The sequence below is a fragment of the Bacillus yapensis genome (assembly GCF_005280205.1).
Lineage (GTDB): Bacteria > Bacillota > Bacilli > Bacillales > Cytobacillaceae > Robertmurraya > Robertmurraya yapensis.
Window position 1 is genome coordinate 110,179 of record NZ_SUND01000012.1, and the last position, 26,732, is coordinate 136,910.

At 38.7% G+C, this 26,732-nt stretch carries 27 protein-coding genes; 21 read left to right on the forward strand and 6 right to left on the reverse strand.

Features of this window, described 5'->3' with window-relative positions; genetic code table 11:
- Positions 1–35: 35 nt before the first annotated feature.
- The 3 genes from FAR12_RS15030 to FAR12_RS15040 all read left to right on the forward strand — a co-directional run bounded on the left by FAR12_RS15030 (position 36) and on the right by FAR12_RS15040 (position 1,782).
- A complete protein-coding gene (locus FAR12_RS15030; protein ID WP_126409589.1) occupies positions 36–317 on the forward strand; it encodes a hypothetical protein in 282 nt (93 codons plus the stop codon).
- 119 nt (positions 318–436) lie between these two features.
- Entirely contained in the window at positions 437–1,267 is an 831-nt protein-coding gene (locus FAR12_RS15035) for an EcsC family protein (RefSeq protein WP_126409590.1), read from the forward strand.
- Between the two features lie 2 nt (positions 1,268–1,269).
- Positions 1,270–1,782: a MogA/MoaB family molybdenum cofactor biosynthesis protein gene (locus tag FAR12_RS15040; RefSeq protein ID WP_126409591.1), complete on the forward strand. Its 513-nt coding sequence runs from the start codon at positions 1,270–1,272 to the stop codon at positions 1,780–1,782.
- Between the two features lie 54 nt (positions 1,783–1,836).
- On the opposite strand, the gene FAR12_RS15045 is transcribed toward FAR12_RS15040, so the two are convergent.
- Complete coding sequence (locus tag FAR12_RS15045) at positions 1,837–2,151, reverse strand: hypothetical protein (RefSeq protein WP_126409592.1); 315 nt, start codon at positions 2,149–2,151, stop codon at positions 1,837–1,839.
- A gap of 246 nt (positions 2,152–2,397) precedes the next feature.
- Between FAR12_RS15045 and FAR12_RS15050 the strand changes: the two genes are divergently transcribed.
- Together FAR12_RS15050 and argH are read left to right on the forward strand one after the other, a co-directional pair.
- Positions 2,398–3,603: an argininosuccinate synthase gene (locus FAR12_RS15050; protein WP_126409593.1), complete on the forward strand. Its 1,206-nt coding sequence runs from the start codon at positions 2,398–2,400 to the stop codon at positions 3,601–3,603.
- Positions 3,600–4,973 (forward strand): argininosuccinate lyase, encoded by a 1,374-nt coding sequence (gene argH / locus FAR12_RS15055; RefSeq protein WP_126409594.1) that lies wholly within the window; start codon positions 3,600–3,602, stop codon positions 4,971–4,973. The genes FAR12_RS15050 and argH overlap by 4 nt, the downstream gene beginning before the upstream one ends.
- 52 nt (positions 4,974–5,025) lie before the next feature.
- On the opposite strand, the gene FAR12_RS15060 is transcribed toward argH, so the two are convergent.
- Positions 5,026–5,475 carry a universal stress protein gene (locus FAR12_RS15060; protein WP_126409595.1) on the reverse strand — a complete coding sequence of 150 codons (450 nt, stop codon included), beginning with the start codon at positions 5,473–5,475 and terminating at the stop codon, positions 5,026–5,028.
- Between the two features lie 108 nt (positions 5,476–5,583).
- Between FAR12_RS15060 and FAR12_RS23480 the strand changes: the two genes are divergently transcribed.
- On the forward strand, positions 5,584–5,745 hold the full coding sequence (locus FAR12_RS23480) for a hypothetical protein (RefSeq protein ID WP_170972218.1): 162 nt from the start codon (positions 5,584–5,586) through the stop codon (positions 5,743–5,745).
- A gap of 129 nt (positions 5,746–5,874) precedes the next feature.
- Entirely contained in the window at positions 5,875–6,996 is a 1,122-nt protein-coding gene (ald, locus tag FAR12_RS15065) for an alanine dehydrogenase (protein ID WP_126409596.1), read from the forward strand.
- Between the two features lie 42 nt (positions 6,997–7,038).
- Here ald and FAR12_RS15070 read toward each other — a convergent pair whose 3' ends face one another.
- Positions 7,039–8,118, reverse strand: a complete 1,080-nt coding sequence (locus tag FAR12_RS15070; RefSeq protein WP_126409644.1) for a M24 family metallopeptidase — start codon at positions 8,116–8,118, stop codon at positions 7,039–7,041.
- Positions 8,119–8,504: 386 nt separating this feature from the next.
- Between FAR12_RS15070 and FAR12_RS15075 the strand changes: the two genes are divergently transcribed.
- The 3 genes from FAR12_RS15075 to FAR12_RS15085 all read left to right on the forward strand — a co-directional run bounded on the left by FAR12_RS15075 (position 8,505) and on the right by FAR12_RS15085 (position 10,965).
- A complete protein-coding gene (locus FAR12_RS15075; protein WP_126409597.1) occupies positions 8,505–9,185 on the forward strand; it encodes a metal-dependent hydrolase in 681 nt (226 codons plus the stop codon).
- A 108-nt stretch (positions 9,186–9,293) separates the two neighbouring features.
- Entirely contained in the window at positions 9,294–9,536 is a 243-nt protein-coding gene (locus FAR12_RS15080) for a hypothetical protein (protein ID WP_126409598.1), read from the forward strand.
- A 109-nt stretch (positions 9,537–9,645) separates the two neighbouring features.
- Positions 9,646–10,965, forward strand: coding sequence for a CBS domain-containing protein (locus FAR12_RS15085; RefSeq protein WP_126409599.1), 1,320 nt, complete (start codon positions 9,646–9,648; stop codon positions 10,963–10,965).
- A 48-nt stretch (positions 10,966–11,013) separates the two neighbouring features.
- Here the strand turns inward: FAR12_RS15085 and FAR12_RS15090 are convergent, their stop codons facing one another.
- Positions 11,014–11,316 (reverse strand): YtpI family protein, encoded by a 303-nt coding sequence (locus tag FAR12_RS15090; protein WP_126409600.1) that lies wholly within the window; start codon positions 11,314–11,316, stop codon positions 11,014–11,016.
- Between the two features lie 222 nt (positions 11,317–11,538).
- On the opposite strand from FAR12_RS15090, the gene FAR12_RS15095 reads away from it, so the two are divergent.
- Positions 11,539–12,480 (forward strand): DHH family phosphoesterase, encoded by a 942-nt coding sequence (locus tag FAR12_RS15095; protein ID WP_126409601.1) that lies wholly within the window; start codon positions 11,539–11,541, stop codon positions 12,478–12,480.
- Between the two features lie 38 nt (positions 12,481–12,518).
- Here FAR12_RS15095 and ytrI read toward each other — a convergent pair whose 3' ends face one another.
- The gene (ytrI, locus tag FAR12_RS15100; protein WP_126409602.1) at positions 12,519–13,019 is read right to left on the reverse strand and encodes a sporulation membrane protein YtrI; all 501 of its coding nucleotides are present in this window, start codon (positions 13,017–13,019) and stop codon (positions 12,519–12,521) included.
- A complete protein-coding gene (gene ytrH / locus FAR12_RS15105; RefSeq protein ID WP_126409603.1) occupies positions 13,016–13,354 on the reverse strand; it encodes a sporulation membrane protein YtrH in 339 nt (112 codons plus the stop codon). The genes ytrI and ytrH overlap by 4 nt, the downstream gene beginning before the upstream one ends.
- 239 nt (positions 13,355–13,593) lie before the next feature.
- Between ytrH and dnaE the strand changes: the two genes are divergently transcribed.
- The 10 genes from dnaE to FAR12_RS15155 all read left to right on the forward strand — a co-directional run bounded on the left by dnaE (position 13,594) and on the right by FAR12_RS15155 (position 26,534).
- Positions 13,594–16,962 (forward strand): DNA polymerase III subunit alpha, encoded by a 3,369-nt coding sequence (dnaE, locus tag FAR12_RS15110; protein ID WP_126409604.1) that lies wholly within the window; start codon positions 13,594–13,596, stop codon positions 16,960–16,962.
- A 189-nt stretch (positions 16,963–17,151) separates the two neighbouring features.
- Positions 17,152–18,390, forward strand: a complete 1,239-nt coding sequence (gene ystJ / locus FAR12_RS15115) for an NADP-dependent malic enzyme (RefSeq protein WP_126409605.1) — start codon at positions 17,152–17,154, stop codon at positions 18,388–18,390.
- A gap of 9 nt (positions 18,391–18,399) precedes the next feature.
- Positions 18,400–19,017, forward strand: coding sequence for a FadR/GntR family transcriptional regulator (locus tag FAR12_RS15120; RefSeq protein ID WP_126409606.1), 618 nt, complete (start codon positions 18,400–18,402; stop codon positions 19,015–19,017).
- A gap of 215 nt (positions 19,018–19,232) precedes the next feature.
- Entirely contained in the window at positions 19,233–20,111 is an 879-nt protein-coding gene (gene accD, locus FAR12_RS15125) for an acetyl-CoA carboxylase, carboxyltransferase subunit beta (RefSeq protein WP_126409607.1), read from the forward strand.
- A complete protein-coding gene (gene accA, locus FAR12_RS15130; RefSeq protein ID WP_126409608.1) occupies positions 20,096–21,076 on the forward strand; it encodes an acetyl-CoA carboxylase carboxyl transferase subunit alpha in 981 nt (326 codons plus the stop codon). The genes accD and accA overlap by 16 nt, the downstream gene beginning before the upstream one ends.
- 412 nt (positions 21,077–21,488) lie before the next feature.
- A complete protein-coding gene (pfkA, locus tag FAR12_RS15135) occupies positions 21,489–22,451 on the forward strand; it encodes a 6-phosphofructokinase (protein WP_126409609.1) in 963 nt (320 codons plus the stop codon).
- A gap of 39 nt (positions 22,452–22,490) precedes the next feature.
- On the forward strand, positions 22,491–24,251 hold the full coding sequence (gene pyk, locus FAR12_RS15140) for a pyruvate kinase (protein WP_126409610.1): 1,761 nt from the start codon (positions 22,491–22,493) through the stop codon (positions 24,249–24,251).
- Positions 24,252–24,311: 60 nt separating this feature from the next.
- Positions 24,312–24,701 carry an FxsA family protein gene (locus tag FAR12_RS15145; RefSeq protein ID WP_283202150.1) on the forward strand — a complete coding sequence of 130 codons (390 nt, stop codon included), beginning with the start codon at positions 24,312–24,314 and terminating at the stop codon, positions 24,699–24,701.
- A 573-nt stretch (positions 24,702–25,274) separates the two neighbouring features.
- Positions 25,275–25,724: a hypothetical protein gene (locus FAR12_RS15150; RefSeq protein WP_170972219.1), complete on the forward strand. Its 450-nt coding sequence runs from the start codon at positions 25,275–25,277 to the stop codon at positions 25,722–25,724.
- 147 nt (positions 25,725–25,871) lie between these two features.
- Positions 25,872–26,534 carry a DNA-binding response regulator gene (locus FAR12_RS15155; protein WP_126409613.1) on the forward strand — a complete coding sequence of 221 codons (663 nt, stop codon included), beginning with the start codon at positions 25,872–25,874 and terminating at the stop codon, positions 26,532–26,534.
- The last annotated feature ends 198 nt before the right edge of the window (positions 26,535–26,732 follow it).

The window sequence follows — 26,732 nt, forward strand, 5'->3', positions numbered from 1 at the left end:
AGTAATATACTTTAAAACGAATATGGGTGGGCGAAATGAAATTAGTTATATATTTTGGGCTGATGATTATTTCATTATTTGTTTCGATTTTTTTTGGACGGTTTTTACTGAGAAAAACAAAGAAATTGTGGATTGCGTTCATAATAAGTTTTCTCTTAACCGTTTTTATCCTGGGATTAGGAAGTATTTGGTGGATTTTGACGGAAACAGATGGAATTAGTCAAGGGCTAGGGGGATTGTACTATTGTATTGCGATGGGTGGAATAGGCATCATCGACCTTATTGTTCTATTGTTGCTAAAAGGTAAATACAAATAGGCTTCCGAGTACCTGAGTTAATTGAACGAGATATATGAGGTCTTTCCACATTTTCTTATTCAACTCCTTCATATGCTATACTAAACAGTAGAGTATAGTCCTGCGAGGAGGATTGTTAAATGTTAACGGATAGAGAAAATAAGCTGTTTTTAGAGATTAAAGATTGGGAGCAAAGTCTTTATAGCTACGAGCCCAATGATTTAGTTTTGACATATGAAAAATATTTGGAACGTGCTTTTGCACTCTTACCTGAACAAACCCAAGAGGAGTTCTTATCTGTTCTCGATACATGGCTCTTTCATCTGCATGCTCTAATTCAAGGAAGCAGTCTCCAGCACGATGCAAAAGAACGAATTCTGGCTGCCGGCCGAGTATTTAATGAAGACATTAGCCAACTAGACGATTTAAAAAACCTATCCATTGATCAGCTTCAATACATAGCCAAACAACAAATCGCTCGCCATCGTTTATATTCATTTGCACAAGGGGGACTTTCAGGTACTGGTGGGCCACTAGTTCTTGGTGCAGATATACCTGCCATCATTGTGATCAATCTTCGAGTAGTCCAATTAATTGCCATGACTTATGGCTATGAAGTGAATAATCCATTTGAAATGATGACTTCGTTGAAGGTTTTTCATGCTGCTACTCTTCCAAAAAGATTACTCGGTCAAGGTTGGGAACAGTTAATGGATGAATTACATGCTACAGATGAGTTTTATTTTTATGATGGTGAGGATAAACTCACGGATACATCTTGGCTGGAGCAACCCTTAAAACAAATCATTAAAGGGTGGACGATTCTTTTATTCAAAAATAGAAAGATTCAAGGAATCCCTGTTGTAAGTATGGCACTCGGTGCTGGGATGAACTATCAATTAACGAGAAAAGTAACGGAATTTGCCCATAATTATTATCAAATGAGATATTTGCTTGAAAAGGAGCAATAGACGTGAGTACAACAGAACATAAAAAAGAGGCACCCCAGCAAGTCGCTTGTATGGTTATCACAGTGAGTGATACCCGAACAAAGGAAACGGATAAAAGTGGTCAGACAATGATATCTTTATTAGAGGCTGCCGGTCATGTGATTGGCGACTATGTCATTGTGAAGGATGAGAAAGAAGCTATTCGAGAGGCAGTCGTAAAAGGCTGTGAGAATCCCGAAATTGAAGTTGTATTAACCAATGGAGGGACTGGAATAGCGAAAAGAGATGTTACGATCGAAACCGTTCAAAGCTTGTTTGATAAAGAGATATCTGGCTTCGGTGAACTCTTTCGCATGTTAAGTTATCAAGAAGATATCGGCTCGGCCGCAATTTTATCTCGTGCCATAGCAGGTGTTGTGAACGATAAAGCAGTGTTCTCTACCCCTGGTTCTACAGGAGCAGTAAAGCTTGCGATGAATCGCTTAATTATCCCTGAAATCGGGCATGTCGTGAGAGAATTGAAGAAAGATTTATAAGATTGAACGGAAGAGGACAGAGATTGGATTAATCTCTGTCCTCCTTTATTTCCCTCATTGATGCATTTTTCCAGAAATATTTTGATTGGTCCGATACCAAAGCCATAAATCATTTATAACCGATGCCAAATCGGCAATTTCGCTATTTAGTCTACAAGAGCGCACAAAATCGGCTTCGTCTGAAAGTTCATCCTGCTTTTTGTTGATTACTCCCTCTATTTCAGCAATGCGGTCAGGAATTCTCCCACGAATGATTTCCCATCGTAATAAAATCGACTGTTGTGTTTCCTCAGAGTACTCGTCCCAATCCAGGTGTAAGCGTGGGATGGCTATTCCTAATCTCTCATCATTGATAAAATGTTCACTCATAAAAATGCCCCCAAAGGTAAGTCCCGATTAAACCGGTTGTATTTGCTTTTATTCTACTACACTTAGAAAATGCCTTCATCAATTAATTTTTATACAAAATAACGAATAAGTATTGAAAAATGAAAAGAATCTTGTTAAATTGGTAATCAAGGAAAAAGAATAAAAATATATCTCAATGAATATTTATTCATATCTAAAGGAATCTATAAAGCTACAAGTTTAGTACTTAAGGGAGGACATTTTAAAATGGCAAATCAAAAAATCGTGTTAGCTTACTCTGGAGGTTTAGATACCTCTGTTGCAATTAAATGGTTACAGGAACAAGGATACGCAGTAGTAGCATGCTGCCTGGATGTGGGAGAAGGAAAGGACTTAGACTTCATCAAAGAAAAAGCGTTGCAGGTTGGAGCAGTTAGCTCATACGTTCTTGATGTAAAAGAAGAGTTTGCTAATGATTATGCATTAGTTGCACTTCAAGCTCATGCACTTTACGAAGGAAAATATCCTTTAGTTTCCGCTCTATCTCGTCCACTTATTGCAAAAAAGCTTGTAGAAGTGGCAGAGAAAGAAGGAGCAGTCGCGGTTGCTCACGGTTGTACAGGTAAAGGAAACGACCAAGTGAGATTTGAAGTTTCGATCAATGCATTAAATCCTGATTTAAAGGTACTTGCTCCTGTTCGTGAGTGGAGCTGGTCACGTGAAGAAGAAATTGAATATGCAAAAAATAACGGAATTCCGATTCCAATTAACTTAGATAGCCCATATTCAATTGACCAAAATTTATGGGGACGCAGCAATGAATGTGGTGTGCTAGAGGATCCTTGGGCAGCTCCACCAGAAGATGCTTATGACTTAACAACTAGCTTAGAATATACACCAGACACACCAGAGTTTGTGGAAATTGAATTTGAGCAAGGCGTTCCAGTTAAAATCAACGGAAAGTCTTACCCTCTTTCTGAATTAATTTTAGAAATGAATATTATTGCAGGGAAACATGGAGTCGGACGTATCGACCACGTAGAAAATCGTTTAGTAGGGATTAAATCTCGTGAGGTCTATGAATGTCCTGGTGCAATGACTCTTATTAAAGCCCATAAAGAGCTTGAGGATTTAACACTTGTGAAAGAAGTGGCACATTTTAAACCAGTTATCGAAAAGAAAATCACTGAGGTTATTTATGAAGCTCTATGGTTCTCTCCGTTAACGTCAGCCCTACTTGCGTTCTTAAAGGATACGCAAAAATATGTGACGGGTACGGTTAGAGTGAAGTTCTTCAAAGGTCATGCGATTGTTGAAGGAAGAAAGTCTCCTTACTCCTTATATGATGAAAAATTAGCTACGTATACAAAAGAGGATGAGTTTGATCATAGTGCTGCTGTTGGCTTCATTCAATTATATGGATTACCAACAAAGGTTCAAAGTATGGTGCAAAACAAGAAGGTGACAGTGTGAAAAAGCTTTGGGGTGGAAGATTCACCAAAACAGCAGAAGAATGGGTAGATGAATTCGGTGCTTCCATCTCATTTGATCAGGAGCTCGTGTTAGAGGATTTGGAAGGAAGCATCGCCCATGTGACAATGCTCGGACAATGTGGAATTATTTCCAACGAGGATTCTGAATTAATTAAGAAGGGTTTACTGGCCCTTCAAGAAAAAGCGAATAACAATGAATTAGAATATTCTGTGAAGCTAGAAGACATTCATCTTAATTTAGAGAGCAAGCTGACAGACATGATCGGTCCTGTGGGAGGGAAACTTCACACAGGTCGAAGCCGAAATGACCAGGTTGCAACCGATATGCATCTCTATTTACGTAAACAAACGTCTACAGTCATTCAGCTTATAAATGAAATGCAAAATGCTTTGCTTACACAAGCAAAAGCTCACGTTGAGACCATTATGCCAGGATACACGCATTTACAAAGAGCACAGCCAATCTCCTTCGCTCATCATCTCATGGCCTATTTTTGGATGCTAGAGCGGGATAAGGAAAGATTCCAAGAATCACAAAAGCGTATCAATGTTTCCCCTTTGGGTGCTGGGGCGTTAGCTGGGACAACTTTCCCGATTGATCGTGAATTAACAGCGGAACTTCTTGGTTTCCAAGGGATCTACGAGAATAGCCTGGATGCTGTAAGTGATCGAGATTTTATCTTGGAATTTTTATCTGCGAGCTCTATGTTGATGATGCATTTGTCGCGCTTAGGTGAAGAAATCATTCTTTGGTCTTCGCAGGAATTTCGTTTTATCGAGTTAGATGATGCTTTTTCCACCGGTTCAAGTATCATGCCGCAAAAAAAGAATCCAGATATGGCCGAGTTAATCCGTGGAAAAACGGGTCGAGTGTACGGAAATTTGATGGGACTCCTTACCGTCTTAAAAGGGCTTCCTCTTGCTTATAATAAGGACATGCAGGAGGATAAGGAAGGTATGTTTGATACAGTGAAAACTGTAACAGGCTCTCTGAAAATTTTTGCTGGGATGATTGAGTCGATGAAGGTTAATACAAACCAGATGGAGACTGCAACTAAAAATGATTTTTCGAATGCAACCGAGTTAGCCGACTATTTATCTGGAAAAGGAATTCCTTTCCGTGAAAGTCACGAAATTGTGGGTCAGCTTGTATTAACTTGCGTGAAGAAGCAATGCTATTTAGCGGATTTGTCGCTTGACGAGTTTAAAGAGGCGCATCCTCTTTTTGAAGCGGATATTTACGAAGTATTAAATCCAGTAACTGCTGTTCAAAGAAGAAATAGTGCAGGTGGAACTGGTTTTGAGCAAATTAAATTGGCACTACAAAAAGCAGAAGCAAAAATGAACTAGAGAAAAAGCACACTGCAAGAAATCTGCAGTGTGCTTATTTATATACTAAAATTTACTCATCTTTTTCTGTTCGTATTATCATCACATCACAGGATGCATAGCGAACAATGTGTTCGGAAACGCTTCCAATCAGGAACCGTTCTACTGCATTTAGTCCTGTTGCTCCACAAATAATCAAATCAATATTTTGTTTTTTGGCAATATCTTTTGGAATTCTTACTTTGGGAGATCCATAATCGACAATATAAGTGACATCTTTTACTCCTGCTTCGAGTGCCAGGTGCTTATAATTCTCCAACAGCTCAGTAGCAAATTGGTCAGCTCTCTCGGCGATTGTTCGATCGTAAGCTTCAACTGCGGCAAATGTACGTGTATCGATAATATGTGCAAGAAGAATTTTTGCGTCATTTCGTTTAGCAATTTCAATCGATTTCTTAAATGCCCATTCTGCTTCTGTAGAACCATCAACAGCAACTAGTATGTTCTTATACTTGAGACTCATATTTATCTCCTCCTTTACCTTAATTATACAACTCCTTTTTATGAATATCTGTAACAAATTTTCGAAAAATAATGATGCAGATTAATTTTTTTGAGGGGAGTTGGCAAAATGAAAAAGGATCCGACGAAGGATTTTGTTTATTTTTATGATGAGCAAGGGACGGATCAAGTAAGCGAGCAAATCATGAATGCTTACAATAGTGGCGTAATTGATCAACCTGATGGTCAATTTGATATGTCTCAATTCCCTACTGCTGAAGAAACGGAATAGGTTGAAGTAGCAATTTAAGAGGTGTGTTTCAGGCACCTCTTTTTCTATGCCAAAAAATTCTCTTTATTCTTTCTCTAGTTAGGTGTTATAGTAGAATCGAATTTGACATTTTTTTTGGGAGGGGCAAACATGCGTATAGGGGTACCAAAAGAGATAAAAAACAATGAAAATCGAGTTGCTATGACACCAGCTGGTGTTCTTAATTTAGTGAATTTTGGACATGAAGTTTACATAGAAACGGATGCAGGTTTAGGATCTGGATTTACAGATTCTGATTATATGAATGCAGGCGCAACAATTGTAAGCACAGCTGAAGAAGCTTGGTCTAAGGAAATGGTGATGAAAGTAAAAGAACCACTTCCATCTGAATACGGTTATTTCCGAGAAGGATTGATTTTGTTTACATATTTGCATTTAGCGGCAGAGCCACAATTAACAGAGGCTTTAGTAGAAAATAAGGTTGTTGCAATTGCTTATGAAACGGTGCAGCTACCGAATCGTTCATTGCCACTTTTGACACCAATGAGTGAGGTTGCTGGTAGAATGGCAGCTCAGGTTGGTGCGCAATATTTGGAAAAGGTGAACGGAGGCAAAGGGATATTATTATCAGGTGTACCTGGCGTAAAACGTGCTAAAGTTACAGTTATTGGTGGTGGAGTAGCAGGAACCAATGCTGCTAAGCTAGCAGTTGGATTAGGTGCAAATGTAACAATTATTGATTTAAACCCAGAACGTCTTCGTCAATTAGATGATATTTTTGGCAGTGATGTAACTACGCTTATGTCTAACCCTTATAACATTGCCGAAGCGGTTAAGGAATCTGATCTTGTCATTGGGGCAGTTCTTATTCCAGGTGCGAAGGCGCCAAGACTCGTAACAGAAGAAATGATTGAATCGATGTCTCCTGGTTCAGTTGTCGTCGATATTGCGATTGACCAAGGTGGAATTTTTGAAACAACAGATAGAATTACAACGCATGACAATCCAACTTATAATAAATATGACGTTGTTCATTATGCTGTAGCCAATATGCCTGGAGCAGTTCCTCGTACATCAACGATTGCTTTAACAAATGTGACAGTTCCGTATGCACTCGAAATTGCTAATAAAGGATATCGTCTAGCATGCTTGGAAAATGAAAGTCTATTAAAAGGGATTAATGTCCTTAATGGTGTTGTCACTTATGAAGCTGTAGCTACTTCATTAGATCTAGAATATACACCTGTGAAGAATCTACATGAACAAGAATAACTAATTAAAAATCCTCTAGGACAAGCCCTAGAGGATTTTTTCTTATCGTATAGTTTGCAGTTCTTTTGGAAACTTCGTTAAGATTTCTACACCATTTTCAGTAACGTATACATCATCTTCAATGCGAACGCCAGCTACTCCTGGAACATAGATACCTGGCTCAATTGTATAAACCATTCCTTTTTCAAGTAGAAGGTTATTTGTTTCTGTTAAAGAAGGGTATTCGTGAACACTGATTCCTAATCCATGTCCAAGACGATGCGGGAAGTATTCACCATATCCTGCGTCCGCAATAATTTTACGTGCCGTCAAATCGACTTCTGAGCAAGCAACACCTGGTTTGCTTGCTTCCACCGCAGCTAATTGGGCTTTTAAAACGGTGTCGTAAATTTCTCTTTGTTTATCGCTAATATCTCCATATGCTACTGTTCTTGTGATATCAGAGCAATATCCGTCGACAACAACACCTAAGTCAAAAAGAACAAGATCTCCTTTTTGGATCTTTGTTTGTCCAGGGTTTCCATGAGGAGAAGCTCCATTTGCGCCTGTTAAGACCATTGTTGAAAAGGACATGGCTGCAACGCCTTTTTTCTTTAAGGCAAATTCAATGGCTGCTAAAACCTCTAATTCAGTTTTGCCTTCTTTGATCTCAGAACAGCCGACCTCGATTGCATAGTCAGCTAAAGCACATGCTTCTTTGATCGTAGAGAGTTCTTTGTCATCTTTAACCATACGAAGTTTTCTTAGCTTTTCTTCTGCTGATACAAAGGAAGTGCCAGGGAAAAGCTTAGTGAGTTCCTCGTATCTTTCAACATTCATATGTTCTTTTTCAATTCCAATTTGAGTAACCTTGTTGACGCGTTTGGAAACAGCTTTTTGCACAATTTCCCATTGGTTTTCGATATCGCTATAGCCAATGATTTCATATGGCCAGCCTGCTTTTTTTGCATCTTCTTTTTCCATCGCTGGACAAATAAGGAATGGTTCTTCCTCTTGGAAAACAGCAACTCCAAGAAGTCTTTCGTGCGGGTCACTGTAAAAACCGCTTAAATAAAAGACGCTTTCTGTTGAAGTAAGGAAGCTCATTTCGATGTCTTTTTCTTTCATCCATTGGGAAAGCATATGTATTCTATCCACTTAAATTCCCCCTAATTATTTTCTACTTTTAAACTTAGCAACTTCTTGGGTAAATGTAAACTTTTGAATACATTCATAATGTTAAAAGAATTATGTCCGTTGATTTCCGCTTCAGGCCACTCGCTTTCCGCGGGGCAGTTGGGAAGCCTCCTCGGCGTTTTCGCGCCTGTGGGGTCTTCCCTAACTAGCACTTCCCGCAGGAGTCTCGGGACTTCCGATCCAATCAACTCAATGCTTAAAATAGGATCGAAATTCTACGAAGTCTACTTTTTAATTCGTTGATTTTATCAATTGAAAGTAATATTAAGGAGGAATGTTGGATATTTTGTTGAAGTAAAGATATAGGGAAAAGAATTGAAAGGAGAATGTATATGAAAGTTACTTATCATGGTCATTCGGTTTTGAAGATTGAAGCAAATGGGAAGACGATTTTGATTGATCCGTTTATCACTGGTAATCCAAAGACAGATTTAAAAGCAAATGAGGTTAAGGTGGACTATATTTTATTAACACACGGACATGGGGATCATTTGGGAGACACGATTCCATTAGCAAAAGCAAATGATGCCACTGTCATCGCGAGCCCAGAACTTTCCTCTTATTTAACATGGAAAGGTGTTAAAACGCATGAGATGAATATTGGTGGTGCTCGTGACTTTGAATTTGGACGAGTCAAGTTTACACAAGCTTTCCACTCAACAGGGTTTGAAACGGAGGATGAACAAATCATTTATCTCGGAATGCCAGCCGGACTTCTCGTTACGATTGAAGGAAAAACAATCTATCATGCTGGGGACACATCATTATTTTATGATATGAAGTTGATTGGGGAGAGACATCCAATTGACGTAGCATTCCTACCAATTGGTGATAATTACACGATGGGACCGGAGGATGCTGCTTATGCTGCTGAACTATTAGGTGCTAAGCAAGTTGTTCCAATCCATTACAGTACATTTACTGTGATTGAACAGGACCCACATAAGTTTGTCGAGTTGCTGCCAAACGGACAAGGAAAGGTACTAGAAGTAGGAGAATCCATAGAGTTATAAAATGCAAGCGCAGCCCGTGTAGGGATTGCGCTTTCATCATGCAAAAATAAGACTTTTTTTCAACTTGTCCACATATACATAATACAAAAAGATTTTGTGGAGGTAACTATGAATAAAAATCGCTACTTACTTTGCCTTCTCGCTTGTGGAATGATGCTATATTACGCTCTGCCGAAATTGTCCGTTACAGCTGAGGGACTAGCGGGTATCTTCTCGATATCCTGGCTGGTACTTTGTCTCTTTGTGATTGCTGGCAATCTATCTGCACTACTATATGCGCCGAAAAAGGCTAAATCGGCAAACAAAACAACATCCCAAAAAACACGAAAAAAACTTCGCCAATACAATTAAATCCATGAAACAATATTCTGTCGATTGAATCTATTGCCTACTTCCCCTTATAATAAGATCATACATACGCACGAATCGGATGTTTAAATTTATTTTAAGGGTGAAGCTCTTGGCTACAAAGCATGAACAAATAATAGATTATATTGATCAGTTACCGATTGGGGAAAAAATATCTGTAAGACAGATCGCCAAGGCATTAAATGTAAGTGAAGGTACTGCATATCGAGCAATTAAAGATGCGGAAAACAAAGGATACGTTAGTACGATTGAACGGGTCGGTACAATTCGTATAGAAAGAAAGAAAAAAGAAAATATCGAGAAGCTTACGTATGCAGAGGTTGTTAACATTGTAGAGGGGCAAGTTTTAGGGGGACGTTCTGGATTACATAAAACCTTAAATAAATTTGTCATCGGAGCAATGAAGCTTGAGGCTATGATGCGTTATACGGGTGCAGGAAATTTATTGATTGTTGGGAACCGGACTAAAGCGCATGAATATGCTTTGAATGCAGGAGCGGCTGTATTAATTACCGGTGGTTTTGATACGGACGATGATGTAAAAAAACTAGCGGACGAGCTACAGCTTCCGATTATTTCTACTAGCTATGATACATTCACTGTTGCGGCAATGATTAACCGGGCCATCTACGACCAACTAATAAAGAAAGAAATTGTGTTAGTGGAGGATATCTTAACACCTGTTACCGATACGATTTTTCTAAAGACTATGGATAAAGTATCCAAATGGCATGAATACAATCGAGAAACGTTGCATAGCCGTTATCCCGTTGTAGACGAAAATATGAAGGTTCAAGGTATGGTGACTTCGAAGGATGTTATAGGTTCAGAATCAGATCAGTTGATTGAAAAAATCATGACGAAAAGCCCTATGACTGTAAGCGGACAGACCAGTGTGGCTTCATCAGCTCATATGATGGTTTGGGAAGGCATAGAGTTATTACCAGTTACTGATAGCAACAATAGGTTACTAGGGATTATTAGCAGACAGGACGTCTTAAAGGCATTACAAATGATTCAGCGTCAGCCTCAGGTTGGGGAAACGATTGATGATATCGTTACGAGCCAGATTACCTTGATAAAAGGGAAAATGAAAAACGAAGACGCATATCGTTGTGAAGTAACTCCACAAATGACGAATCATTTAGGGACGATTTCTTATGGAGTTTTTACCACAATTGTGACCGAAGCAGCGAATCGAGTACTACGTAGCTTCAAAAAAGGAGATTTAGTTGTAGAAAATATGACAATCTATTTCCTTAAGCCAGTTCAAATTGATAGTATGTTAGAAATTAATCCTCGTGTCTTAGAAGTCGGACGGAAGTTTGGAAAGGTAGACGTTGAGGTGTTTAATGAAGGTGTATTAGTGGGCAAAGCGATGATGATGTGCCAACTTATCGATAGACATTAATATAGAAAGCCGCTTTCTGGATAAGAAAAGCGGCTTTCTACATGTGTATTATTTTTTTAATTGCTCAGCCTCTTCGATGGCATGCGGGAGATAGAACTTATATGATTTCAATCCAGCCCATACATTATAGGCTCCTAAAAGAATAAATAGGCATCCGACAATATAGCCAACGGTTGTTTGATTGATGAAAAATTGGTTAAGACCAAAAAGGGCAATAAAAAGACCTAATGCAATTCCTGATTTTGCAGAAATCCATTTTTTCTCTGCTGGTTTTTGTGAGCGGAAGTACTTTACTTTATAAAAAATGTAAAATGATAGGGAGAATACAAATAGAATAACAAGTATTGGCATCTGACTTTTTCCTCCAAGCTTGGACAGTTTCACTTCATTTTACCGATTATCGTGAAAAAATGCTACTGTTATAAGGGCAAGTTAGATTTGTTTGAAATATGAACAAAAATTAAGAAAAGAGCCTTTTCTTTTAACTTTTTTATGGTAAAAATGAAGTAAGGCATTTTTAATACGATCGAAAACCGAACAAAATTCAATCTTTTGTTTGTGAAGGAGTTAATAATGAAAGAGAAAATTTTAGAAACCATTAAACAATATGAAACCATTATTATTCATCGTCATGTACGTCCGGATCCAGATGCGTATGGTTCACAGGGGGGATTAGCAGAAATTTTGAAAGCATCTTTTCCTGAAAAAAATATTTACACGGTAGGGAAAGAAGAACAATCCCTCAATTTCTTACGCCGACTTGACCAAATTCCAGACGAAACCTATACAGGTGCTTTAGTTATCGTAACTGATACAGCAAATGAGGCAAGAATTTGTGATAGCCGTTATGGACTTGGAGATATGTTAATTAAAATTGATCATCATCCTAATGAAGAACCATATGGAGATATGGTTTGGGTGGACACGAGTGCAAGTTCATGCAGTGAGATGATCTATGAGTTTTATTTGGCTGGAGAAGCATCTGGTCTTAAAATGTCTGATGAAGCAGCAAGACTGTTATACGGTGGAATTGTCGGTGATACGGGACGTTTTCTTTATCCAAGTACGACTGAAAAGACTTTTGCTTACGCAAGCGAGTTAATTAAGTACAAATTTGATCGGACAGAGCTTTTTGATCGCATGTATGAACTAGCTCCTAATCTTATTAAATTGAACGGTTATGTTCTGCAAAACTTTAACATGAATGAGAATGGTGTTGCTTCAATGGTGCTAAACAAGGAATTGCTAGCGGAGTATCAAGCGAAACCTTCAGATGCCTCTCTCTTAGTAAGTGCGCTAGGGAATGTTGTGGGGATATTAGCTTGGGCTTTCTTCATTGAAGAGGATGACCAAATTCGTGTACGTCTTCGTTCGAAGGGTCCAATCGTCAATACGATCGCGAGAAAATATTCAGGTGGTGGACACCCACTAGCTTCTGGAGCTTCCATTTATTCATGGGACGAAATGGCGAACGTCATGAAGGATCTAGAAGAAGCCTGTATTAATTACAATTAACAATAGGTAGCTTAGAGAAAAATTACTTCTCTAAGCTACTATTCAAACTCTAGATTTAATTGTATGGATAAGGTTGTATAGTATGCAATTTCCTTGATTTTGAGACGGTAACGTTTGTCATGAACTTTGTAGCTTCTGTTTTCAATTGCTCTCCGCGTTAGTTCTCTGCTTTTAAAGGCGGTCTCAATATCCTTTTTTAAAAGGGTTTGAATATCTTCCTTCACGGCTTCCTCAATTTCGTAGACACTAAGCTCATCAAGTTCATATTTTTCATAGTTAGTAATCTTTACTTCAATACTTTGGATCGTAAGTTTATCCTCATTTTCTTTATTGATTTTCTCAACATCCTCCTGCCAAATCTTTTTTTCTTGCTCTAAATCACGAATCGTTTCTTCCTGTTGTCGAATTTGTACACTATATTCCTCCTGCCACTCGCCGTATATGTATAAAAAAATAAGCCAGCTCAGAATTGCGCCAATCGCCATCCCAGCAAACAGTCTTCTTACTTCATGCAACCGATAATAAGGTGGAACTCTCATTCTGATACATGCTCCCCTGTCAGAAAAGTGATCAATAAAGAGCCTGTTTGCGCTCCTCCTACTGCTGCTAAGATGTGTAAAAAGGTTTTAAAAATATCTTTCGTATCTCCGTCGAACAACCCTCTTTCAAAACTATAAACGGCATCAAACGTACCACCAATGGCGGCGACAATGGCCCAAATTCTGATGGAGGATGAAATACGATATATTTCCGTCATTAACGGCTTCCCTGTTAAAAAAGCGCCAATACCACCAATCAGTGCTCCTCCAAGTAAAACACCCAAAGCAATAAAATAGCTATCAATTAAATGGGTAAAAAAGGGTTGCTCCTTCATTCACATTCATCCTAACTTCATAGATTAGCTTTCCTATTACATTCATATGGACAAACCTTATACATTATGTTTTTCAGTATGAGAAAACATCCATACAAATTAAAAAGGAGAACATATTTTCTTTTTTTCGATGGTGGCTCTATAATAAAATAAGACAATCAAATTTATGAACGCTATCAAAGTAAACAATGAACTTTATAATAGGAAAATTTTATGTAAACGAAAAAGGTGGGATATCTATGTCATTTGTTCACCTTCATGTATATAGTGCATACAGTCTTTTATCGAGTACAGCAACTATTGAGGAACTCGTTCAAGATGCCAAAAGAAAGGGCTTTAAGGCGATTGCATTAACTGACCAGAATGTGATGTACGGAACGATTGCTTTCTATAAAGCTTGTTTAAAAGCTTCGATTAAACCAATTATCGGATTAACCGTTCAAGTTCAAAGTGAACGGAAAGAAGAACGCTCATTTCCGCTAGTATTACTAGCACGAAATCAACAAGGTTTTTATAATCTATTAAAAATATCAAGTGTTGTACAAACGAACTCTCCATCTGGAATCCCAATGAAATGGCTCCGTGGTTATGCGAGTGGACTAATCGGAATAACACCAGGAATAAAAGGTGAGGTGGAAGAGAGTCTAGCTGCAGGTAACATTGAAGATGCTACTCAATGTGTTCGTTCCTATCAGAATATTTTTGGACAAGAAAATTTCTATCTAGGGATTCAAAATCATGGTCTTCGCATAGAAGCATCTGTAAATGAACAGCTAATCGAGTTATCAAAGCAATCACAAGTTCAGCTTGTGGCCACAAATGAAGTGCATTATCTCGAGAAAGAAGACTCATTTGCCCATGAATGCCTCCTCTCCATTAAAAACGGGGATAAACTTCAGGATGAATCGCGAGAACTTTTAGAATCCGATCAATACTATTTAAAAACCGCTCAAGAAATGGTTGAGGTATTCACAGCTCTTCCAGATGCATTGGAAAATTCCCTTAAAATTGCTGAAGCATGTAATGTCATGATCGAGCTCAACCAAATGAATCTGCCTAAATATCCAACTACCGGGAAAAAAAGTACGGGAGAGCTACTTGAGGAGCTCTGTCTTAAGGGATTTGATGAAAGGTATGCAAATCCTACAGAAGAACATAAAGCAAGACTTTTCTATGAGTTAGATATCATTAAGAAAATGAAATTCGCAGACTATTTCTTAATTGTTTGGGATTTCATGAAGTTCTCTAGGGAGAATGGAATTTTAACTGGACCTGGAAGGGGTTCTGCTGCCGGTTCGATGGTAGCTTATGTTCTGTATATTACAGATGTTGATCCGATTGAATACAATCTATTATTTGAGCGTTTCTTAAATCCAGAAAGAATTTCCATGCCGGATATTGATATAGACTTTCCAGATCACAGAAGAGATGAAGTGATCGAGTATGTTTCCGAAAAATATGGAAAGCTTCATGTGGCGCAAATCATCACTTTTGGGACACTTGCGACCAAGGCCGTTATGAGGGATGTAGGGAGAGTCTTTGGCTTAAATCCTAAAGAGCTGGATCAAGTATCACGATTAATCCCTTCACGACCAGGCATTACGTTAAAGAAAGCAATGGCAGAATCTCCACAACTAAAGAAATTCACGGAAGAATCGTCATTGAATCAACGATTATTTGAAGTGGCAACAAAACTAGAGGGGCTTCCTCGTCATACGTCAACACACGCTGCCGGGGTTGTCTTAACAGAGAAACCATTAGTTGAATCGATTCCTATCCAAGGTGGCCACAATGATATTTATTTGACGCAATATACGATGGACCATTTAGAGGAAGTGGGATTGCTAAAAATGGATTTCCTTGGATTGAGAAATCTGTCCTTAATGGAATCGATCCTAGACTCGATTTATCGTAAAACGGGAAAAAGATTACCAATCAAAGAACTGCCTTTTGATGATGAAGAAACGTTCAAGCTTCTGGCGCAGGGAGAGACAACAGGGGTCTTCCAATTAGAGTCTGACGGAATGAGAAGTGTCCTAAAAAGGTTAAAACCGACCCATTTTGAGGATATTGTTGCCGTCAATGCTTTATATCGTCCAGGTCCAATGGAAAATATCCCTCTTTATATTGACAGAAAGCATGGGAAGGAACAGGTTAATTATCCACATCCAGATTTAAAGCCGATTCTTGAAAACACATACGGCGTTATTGTTTACCAGGAGCAAATTATGCAAATTGCTGCAAAGATGGCTGGCTTTTCACTGGGAGAAGCAGATTTGCTGAGAAGAGCTGTATCGAAAAAGAAAAAGGAAGTTCTTGATAAAGAAAGAGAACATTTTGTCCAAGGAGCGTTAGAAAAAGGCTATGACAAAGTAACGGCAAATGACATTTATGATTTAATTGTTAAGTTTGCTAATTATGGCTTTAACAGAAGCCACGCTGTTGCATATAGTGTAATCGCCTATCAGCTTGCTTATTTAAAGGTCCATTATCCACTTTTCTTTATGGCAGCTCTTTTATCTACAGTGAGTGGAAATGAAGGCAAGATTGTTCAGTATATTCGAGAAATCAAAGAGATGGACATTCCGTTACTTCCACCTTCCATTAACCAAAGCGGATATTCTTTCTTAGTAGAGAAAGAAGGAATTCGCTATAGTTTAGCAGGGATAAAAGGAGTAGGGGTTGCCGCTTTAAAAGAAATTTTTCAAGCACGTAAAAAGAGAAAGTTTTCCGATCTCTTCGATTTTTGCATGAGAGTTTCATCACGAGCGGTGAATCGAAAGGTGCTGGAAGCCCTTGTTCACTCTGGTAGCTTTGATGAATTTGGTGAAGACCGTGCCGTCTTATTAGCAAGTATAGATGTGGCCATTGAACATGCAGAGCTTGTCAGTCCTGAAGAATTAGGAGATACGGATCTGTTTGCAGATGAGGATGGATTTTTTCTAAAACCAAAATACATGAACGTCGACCCGATTGGCATTGAACAAAAGCTTCTATATGAAAAAGAAGTGCTTGGATTCTATTTATCTGATCATCCAGTATCTGTTTATAATGACTTCCTTGAGCCACTCGGAGTAACTGAGCTTTTAGTGGCGTCTACACAACAAAAAACGATCAAATCGCTTGTTAACATTACAGAGGTGAAGAAAATCCGCACGAAAAAAGGTGAAGAGATGGCTTTTCTTGCTCTCTCTGACCAAAGTGGAGATCTAGATGGTGTAGTGTTTCCAACTGTATTTAAACGTTTCATGCTCCTTCTGCAAAAAGGGAATATCGTTCTTATTGAGGGAAAGATTGATTTGAGGGACGGAAAAAAACAATTCGTCATTCAAAGTGCGCAGGAAGTCAAAATAGCAATAGATGCTGTGAAAAATCAACACGGTACTTTATATGTAAGAATTGAAAAGGAAAGAGAAACGAGCGATCTGTTAAATAGACTAAAAGAATTATTGAAGGAATATAAAGGGAATGTGAATGTAGTCCTTTTTTACGAGAAAAGTGAAAGAACAATTCGTCTAGGAAAAGAAGACAGAATCACTCCTTCCAGTGAGTGTTTATCGAAGTTAAAAGTGTTACTTGGAGAGAGCAATGTCGTTTTAAAAGGTTAAGGGTAATAGAGGGAAATTAGTACTATGTTTGTCTAGATTTCTTAATGTTGTAAGCACTATTGTGCCAGTCTGATATCATATTCGCCTCTTTACAATTAGAGTAAATATGGTATATTGTTCTAATATACAGCGTGGTCAGACCACTGTCGGAATGAACAAGGTCAAATTAATTAGGGGAGTGAATTCTGCTTGACTTTACGAGAAGAAGCATTACACATGCATAAAGTGAATAAGGGGAAATTGGAATCTAAATCAAAGATACCAGTAAGAAATGCTAAGGATTTGAGTTTGGCCTATTCACCGGGAGTTGCAGAACCTTGTAAGGCGATCTATGACAAGCCGGAAACTGTCTATGATTATACGATGAAAGGTAATATGGTCGCAGTCGTATCAGATGGGACTGCTGTGTTAGGACTTGGTAATATCGGACCACAAGCAGCATTGCCTGTTATGGAGGGGAAGGCAGTCTTATTTAAGAGCTTTGCCGGAGTCGATGCGTTTCCGATTTGTTTAAATACAACCGACGTTGAAAAGATCATTGAAACTGTAAAATTACTTGAACCAACATTTGGTGGCGTGAATCTAGAGGATATAGCTGCACCAAAATGCTTTGAGATCGAAGAAAGATTGAAGAAAGAGACATCGATTCCAATTTTTCATGACGATCAGCATGGAACTGCGATTGTAACGGTAGCAGGGTTAGTCAACGCACTGAAAATAGTTGGCAAGAAAATGACCGAGATTAAGGTCGTCGCAAGTGGAGCAGGCGCCGCTGGAATAGCCATTATTAAATTACTATATAATTACGGCGTTCGCGATATTATTATGTGTGATACCAAAGGTGCGATTTATGAAGGTCGTTCTTTCGGGATGAATGCGATTAAGGATGAAGTAGCAAAATTTACGAACCTTAATAATGAAGAAGGCAGCTTAGCTGATGTGATTAAAAATGCTGATGTTTTTATTGGCGTTTCGGCTGAGGGAGCCTTAACAAAAGAAATGATTCAAACAATGAATGCGGATCCGATTATTTTTGCAATGGCGAACCCAAATCCAGAGATTATGCCTGAAGAGGCAAAAAGTGCTGGAGCGAAGGTAGTTGGAACAGGTCGTTCAGATTTTCCTAATCAAGTGAATAATGTCCTTGCCTTTCCTGGCATCTTCCGTGGCGCACTAGATGTTCGGGCCACTCATATCAATGAAGAAATGAAGGTAGCAGCGGTAGAAGCTATCGCAAGCCTTGTTTCGGCAGAGGAATTGTCAGCTGATTATGTAATCCCAGCCCCATTCGATTCTCGGGTGGCACCTGAAGTTGCGGCAGCTGTAGCAAGGGCAGCGATGGAAACAGGAGTTGCTAGAATTAAAGTGGATCCTGAGGAAGTAAAATTAAAAACAAGCAGTCTTTCGATCATTGGAAAAAGTGAGTGATTTCTAAAATTGAATAAAGAAGCGAGCAATAAGGTTTATATTGAAATTGTTAAGAAGATCAGAACCATGATTGTAGAAGACGGACTTAAAATAGGAGATAAAATTCCTTCAGAACGTGAACTGTCGGAGCGCCTTCAAGTAGGGCGCTCTTCCGTTCGTGAAGCATTACGTGCTTTAGAGCTGTTGGGACTAATTGAGACGAGACGAGGAGAAGGGACTTTTCTTCGAGATGCTCGCGGGAACCAGCTCGTTCAATTATTGAGTACATTTATTCTACAAGATGAAAAAGCAAAAGAAGATGTGAAAGACACCCTTCAGTTTATTGAAATGGATTGTTTAAGACTTGTTTTACAAAGAAATAATGTAGAACAGATTGTTTCTTTTCGTAAAACACTAGAATCGATCAATGTTAGTGACGAAGAGTTCTTTCTCAAGATGATTGAATTAGGGGATAACCATTTAATGTATCGCATTTGGATCATCTTAAGTAATTTTTATCGTTCCTTGAATTTTCAAGAAGAACCATATTCAAAATCAAAATATCTTGCTTTACTTGATGCACTCCTATTAGGAGATGAAAATGTGGTCTTAGATAAATATCTACAGTTAAGGAAATTGTCGACTTGATACCGACAAATTTTTTAAGCAATTATTCGTATGTTAATTTATATTGAAAAGAAATACATTAGCCTGTACAAAAAAAGAAGATATTGCGTAGAATGTGGTATTACTGCATTAAACTAGCCTACAGGAATAAATTCCTCAAGGCACTACTCTATCCACCAGTGGTCTGACCACTCGAAAAATTGTACAAAATGTATAGCAAGGGGAGGTTTGAGACCGTGATTAAGGATCTTTTTACAAAACCGAAGAAGAAAAAGTATGCAACCATTCCTTCAGAGGCGGCAAAACAAGATGTCCCTGAAGGAATTATGACGAAATGTCCTAATTGCAAAAAAATCATGTACTCAAAAGAATTAGCCAAAAATCTTAAAGTTTGTTTCCATTGTGATTACCATTACCCAATGAACTCAAAAGAGAGACTTGCTAGTTTCTTAGATGAAGATAGCTTTCAAGAAATAGATCGAGAATTAGTATCGACGAATCCACTTGGGTTTCCTGAGTACCTAGAAAAGCTGGAAAAGGATAAGGAAAAAACCAATTTGAATGAGGCGGTTGTCACTGGTATGGGACGAGTAGATCAGCATGAAGTGGTCGTAGCTGTGATGGACTCCACCTTCCGAATGGGAAGCATGGGCTCTGTTGTTGGCGAAAAAATTACGCGAGCAATTGAAAAAGCTGACGAATTATCAGTTCCTTTTATCATCTTTACAGCTTCCGGTGGGGCGAGAATGCAGGAAGGTGTATTAAGCTTGATGCAAATGGCAAAAACGAGTGTTGCTCTGAAAAGATTTAGTGATAACGGCGGACTTATTATCTCTATCATGACCCACCCAACAACAGGTGGGGTATCAGCAAGCTTTGCTTCTTTGGGGGATTATAATTTTGCTGAACCTGGAGCGTTGATTGGATTTGCAGGCCGAAGAATTATTGAGCAAACAATTCGTGAGGAACTGCCGGAAGACTTCCAGACAGCTGAATTCCTTTTAGAAAAAGGTCAGCTTGATGCAGTGATTGCAAGGGCTGAGTTGAAGGAAAAGATTGCAACGATCTTAGATATTCATCAACCAGGAGGTGATCTAGTATGGTTGGAGAATTAGAATTTGAAAAACCAGTGCTCGAATTAAGAAAGAAAATTGCCGAGTTAAAAGAGATTACAAAAGATGCAGACGTTGATCTGTCAGATGAAATTGAGAAACTAGAAGTCCGTCTAGAACGATTAGAAAAAGAGATATATGAAAATATGAAGCCTTGGGATCGGGTACAAATTGCTCGACACCCAAATCGACCAACTACATTAGATTATATTCCTCTTCTTTTTACAGATTTCTTTGAAGTACATGGAGATCGTACCTTTGGGGATGACGCAGCGATTGTTGCGGGAGTTGGGAAATTTCAAGGTCTGCCCGTAACGATTATTGGTCATCAGCGCGGGAAGGACACGAAAGAAAATATTCGTAGAAACTTTGGGATGCCTCATCCAGAAGGGTATCGCAAAGCATTGCGGATAATGAAGCAAGCTGATAAGTTTGGAAGACCGATTATTTGTTTTATTGATACAAAGGGTGCTTTTCCTGGTAAAGCAGCTGAAGAACGAGGTCAAAGTGAAGCGATCGCTCGAAATCTATTCGAGATGGCGGGCCTTAAAGTTCCGGTTATTTGTATCGTCATTGGAGAAGGCGGAAGTGGTGGAGCTCTTGCACTAGGAGTTGGGAACCATCTTCATATGCTCGAGAATTCGACGTACTCCGTTATTTCTCCTGAGGGTGCAGCATCGATCCTATGGAAGGATGCTTCAAAAGCGAAGCAGGCTGCTGAAAAAATGAAGATTACAGCTCCCGATCTGAAGGAATTAAATGTTATTGATGAAATCATTCCTGAGGTCAAAGGTGGAGCACATAAGGATAAGGATATACAAGCTCAAGCCATTCATGAAGTGATTTTGAAATCCCTTAAAGAATTGTTAAAGCTTTCTGAGCAGGAGCTTATCAATCAACGCTATGAAAAGTATAAAGCCATTGGCCAGTTTGATCTTCAAAATGAATACATCACGACAAATTCATGAAGCGAATTAAGGTAGAAACTCAAAAACGCGCTTGATAAAAGTGCGTTTTTTGAGTTTAATTAAGAATGAAATATTATCTATTTCTAAAATCATATTAAACGCTTTCATTTAATAAATTATTCTGCCTATTTGCGAAAACGTTTCCGTTAGTTGAGTAAGCTATGTATTTCGTGGTATTTTAGAGATAAATAATACACTACATTCTGTCTATAATAAGAAAGTGAATTGAATCTCAGGTGTAGGAGGATCGATTTCATAATGTCTGAAGCCTAATGAAAAGCGAACGGAATGAATCGTAAGTAACATCTCGATAGTAGCTAGTAAAGTTTTCTAGTTTCGTTTTATTATGTGCCGTTGTGAAATTAATTCTATTAGATATTGAAATCAAGATAAATTTCTGAGGTGATTTTTTTTGAAGAAGATTGGCGTATTAACAAGTGGTGGCGACGCACCTGGAATGAATGCTGCGGTTCGTGCAGTCGTACGAAAAGGTATATACCATGATTTAGAGGTTTACGGAATCTATGGAGGTTATGCTGGCTTAATTAGCGGTAACATCAAAAAGTTAGAGTTAGGCTCAGTTGGGGACATTATACATAGAGGCGGTACTGTTCTATATTCTGCGCGTTGTGAGGAATTTAAGACAAAAGAAGGACAACAAAAAGGGATTGAGCAATTAAAGAAATTAGGGATTGAAGGACTTGTTGTTATCGGTGGAGATGGTTCTTACATGGGAGCTAAGAAGCTGACTGAGCAAGGATTCCCTTGTGTAGGTGTACCAGGTACAATCGATAATGATATTCCAGGAACTGAATTTACAATTGGTTTTGATACGGCATTAAATACAGTTATTGATGCGATCGATAAAATCCGTGATACAGCAACATCCCATGAAAGAACTTTTATTATTGAAGTAATGGGCCGTGATGCTGGTGATATCGCTCTATGGGCTGGACTTGCTGGCGGAGCAGAAACAATTCTTGTTCCTGAGGAAAACTTCTCAATGGACGATATTTGTGACCGTTTGAAAAAAGGTAGCGAACGTGGCAAAAAACACAGTATCATTGTCGTAGCTGAAGGTGTCGGAAGCGGTGTGGAAATTAGTCAAAAAATCAAAGAATTGACGAACTATGATACCCGTGTTTCCGTACTAGGACATATGCAGCGTGGCGGTTCACCGACTGCAAGTGACCGAGTACTAGCTAGTCGTTTAGGAGCACGTGCGGTTGAACTACTAATTGAAGGTAGAGGCGGCCGTGCGGTTGGAATCGTGAAAAACGAGCTTGTTGACTATGACATTATCGAAGCCCTTGAAACGAAGAAGCATGAAATTGATATGGGTATGTTAAAGCTTTCAAAAGAATTATCGATTTAACAATTTGTAGGAATATATATATGGGGGTTGGCATTTTAAATGCGTAAAACAAAAATAGTTTGTACGATTGGTCCAGCGAGTGAAAGTGTAGAAAAGCTTACACAATTGATGGAAGCAGGAATGAATGTAGCACGATTGAACTTTTCTCATGGAGATTTTGAGGAACATGGCAATCGTATTAAAAATATTCGTGAAGCATCACAAAAATTAAACAAAAATGTTGCTATTCTACTTGATACAAAAGGTCCGGAAATCCGTACGAATAATATGGTGAATGGTGCGATTGAATTAGAGGCAGGAAAGAACATTACTATTTCCATGACGGAAGTAGAAGGAACAGAAGATAAATTTTCTATTACATACGAAGGTTTAATTGATGATGTCGAAGCAGGATCAAAGATTCTACTTGATGATGGACTAATTGGACTTGAAGTAATTGAAATCGATCGTGCAGCGAAGGAAATCCATACAAAAATCCTAAATAGTGGTACCCTGAAAAACAAAAAAGGGGTAAACGTTCCAGGTGTGTCAGTAAAACTTCCAGGTATTACTGAAAAAGACGCTAAGGATATTTTATTTGGAATTGAGCAAGGGGTTGATTTTATCGCAGCTTCTTTCGTTCGCCGTGCATCCGATGTGATGGAAATTCGCAAGCTTCTTGAAGAAAATAACGGAACACATATCAATATTATCCCGAAAATCGAAAACCAAGAGGGTGTTGATAATATCGACGAAATCCTTGAGGTATCTGATGGATTAATGGTTGCTCGTGGGGATCTTGGAGTTGAAATTCCTGCAGAAGAAGTACCATTAGTTCAGAAGAACTTGATTAAGAAATGTAATGATCTTGGAAAGCCTGTTATCACTGCTACGCAAATGCTTGATTCTATGCAAAGAAATCCACGTCCAACTCGTGCTGAGGCAAGTGACGTGGCGAACGCTATCTTTGATGGAACAGATGCAATCATGCTTTCTGGTGAAACAGCTGCAGGTATGTATCCAGTTGAAGCTGTGCAAACAATGCACAATATTGCTTCTCGTGCAGAAACTGCGCTTGATCATAAGCGTCTATTATCGAAGCGTACAAAAGAAAGTGATACAAATATTACGGATGCAATTGGTCAATCCGTTGCTCATACTGCTTTGAATTTATCTGTAAGTGCGATTATCACACCTACAGAGAGCGGACATACAGCACGTATGATTTCTAAGTATCGTCCAAAAGCTCCGATTGTGGCCGTTACTTCACACCCTAGTGTATATCGTCGTCTCGCACTTGTATGGGGCGTATACCCTCAGTTAGGTGTTCAAGCAGACACAACTGACGATATGTTAGATACAGCGGTACAAGCAAGCTTAAATTGCCAAATTGTGAAGCATGGGGATCTTGTTGTGATTACGGCAGGAGTACCAGTTGGAGAATCTGGCACAACGAACTTAATGAAAATTCATCTTGTTGGAGATGTGCTTGTAAAAGCGCAAGGAATCGGACGCAAGTCTTCTTACGGTAAAGTAGTCGTTGCTCGTGATGCAAAAGAAGCTTTAGCAAAAGTGACAGAAGGATCTGTCCTTGTGACAATTGGTTCTGATGCAGACATGGTTCCAGCAATCGAGAAAAGCAGTGCATTAATTACAGAAGAAGGTGGCTTAACAAGTCATGCTGCTGTAGTAGGCTTAAGCTTAGGAATTCCAGTTATCGTTGGTGCAGAAAATGCTACATCGATTTTAAAAGATGGACAAGAGATTACTGTAGATGCAAATCGTGGTGTCGTTTATAACGGTCACGCAAGCGTACTTTAATAAGCTGTAAAAAGGAAGGGGAGACCCCTTCCTTTTTTTAGAATTAAGAGGGGGATCATGGTGAAGAATTTTCTCTTATTGTTATTTATCGTTATTCCAGCTTGTGAAATAGGTGTATTGCTTTTATCGGGGAATTTAATCGGTGTATGGCCAACTGTTGGGCTTATCATCCTAACCGGTGTACTTGGAACGTATTTAGCGAAAAAACAAGGCTTAGAAACGTTAAGACGTGCTCAAACTGAAATGCAATATGGAAGACCACCTGGAGAGTCGATCATCGATGGTGTTTGTATCCTAGTTGGAGGCGTGTTACTTCTTTCACCAGGTTTCCTAACGGATATAGCAGGATTATTATTGCTCATTCCACAAACGAGGAAACTGTTTAGAGGGCTTATTAAAAGTGGATTAAGAAAATGGATGGATCGTAACACTTTTACGATCATTAGATAGGTAGACGTTTTTTGGGGAGGAACCGGGCTAGATACCGAACTGAGCCGAGCAGCATCCGAACTGAAAAATAGACGGATTAATTCCGCTAAACTAGTGATTTTTATTAAAGAATGCTTACATAAACGGAGAAAAGCCCCTTATTGACTCGAAAACAGTGAAAATGAGGGTTTTTTCTCAGCATAGTCGGAAAAACTCCGCTTATCTATTCCGAAACGACCTTCATCAAATATCTAACCGGAAAAAATCCGCTTATATTCTGTATGCTGTTTACTCGATTAAGCACAAGACCTCATTTTGATGCATTACGGTAAAACATACATTCAAATAAAATAGATTGACAAATCTAACAATTTATTTAAACTAAAAATAGCTCTATCTTCAATTTCCTCTCACTAAATCTTCTTTTAGGTTACCTATTCCGCAAGTCTTTAATTGTCTTTTTCCACTTTTCTATTGAAACCGCATTTAATCTATTTTTCACCAGCTCACCAGCATTAACACCCTTTCGCTTAAAAAAACTGTCCGAATTTAAAATGAATAAACAAAGGAGATGATTCATTAGTGGCATCACTTATGTATGCTATTAAATGTCCATGTTGTGGACGTTCTGCTTTGGAGGATAATTATTACAAAAGTCATGAAATGTACATTTTTTGTATGAGGTGCGGATATTACTACACCAAAACAATACAGAAATATACTAAAAACTCAATTGAGTATAAGGAAAAGAAGAGTGAAGGACACGGTGTATTTGTATTAGAAAAGAAAGACGGAAGTCGGGAAAAGGTGGCTTTGAACGATAGCCTAACTTCTGCACAATTAGAAGAGTTTACAGCTTCATTCATGGATAGCAATGTAAACCAGGAGAGAAGCTACTTCGTATCTTTCGAAAACGGAGTATTTACGATACTAGCTGGCAACCCACCAGAAAACTTCTACCTTTCATTTGATGAGTATAAGGAAAAGATGTTTGCCAAGTACGGAGTTTCTGAATATGATTTTATGGTTCCAATCGAGGAATAAATAACATCAAACTTTAATTGTGAGAAAATTGAGGAAGAGCATTTTTCAAATTCATTTAATCTAACTGTATATTTGGCCACTTATTTTAAATAACAAGGCTAAAGTATGCTCTTAAAAAACATTAATTACAAAATGAGGAGAGATGCTATGGGGTTTGAAAAAGAATACCAGGACTTTTTGGATGCACATTTGCAGGCAAGAACCGGCGAACGATTACGGCGTTTACAAGAAGGGCATAGCCAGGCTGAAATGTTGTTCTTGATGCAAGTTTGGTGGCCAATATTTTTTCACTTCAAGTACCTTCATCCAGAATATGAAGTCGATGATTTCAAGGATGGCAAGAGATATTTAGATTTTGCTTATATTCGTCCCGGCGTCCGATTATGCTTTGAGGTCGACGGATATGGACCTCACCTAGGGAACATAAGTAGATGGCAATTTTCCGACAACCTGGAACGTCAAAATCAGTTGGTAATTGACGGATGGACCGTGATCCGCTTTTCTTATGATCAAGTGAAAGAGAAGCCTCGTCGATGCCAACAGATTGTTCAGCAAGTGATTGGCCAATGGTTGGGTGATGAGTTGGAACAAAAATCCTTGACCATTGTTGAAAAGGAAATACTTAGGCTAGCGGTTCGAAAAGGAGAAGCCATATCCCCTAAAGAAGTCGGGCAGTATTTGAAGCTAAGTGACAAGACGGTAAAAAAAGTACTTTCTAAACTAGTCGATAAAAAGATGCTGATTCCCGCATCAGGAATTAAAAGGGTCCGCACCTATCGGTTGGGAGAGCAGGTTAAGCGTCCGATCTAATAAATAGACGGATTAATTCCGCTAAACTAGTGATTTTTATTAAAGAATGGCTTATATAAACGGAGAAAAGACCCTTATTGACTCGAAAACAGTGAAAATGAGGGTTTTTTCTTAGCATAGTCGGAAAAGCTCCGCCTATCTATTCCGAAACGACCTTCATCAAATATCTAACCGGAAAAAATCCGCTTATATTCTGTA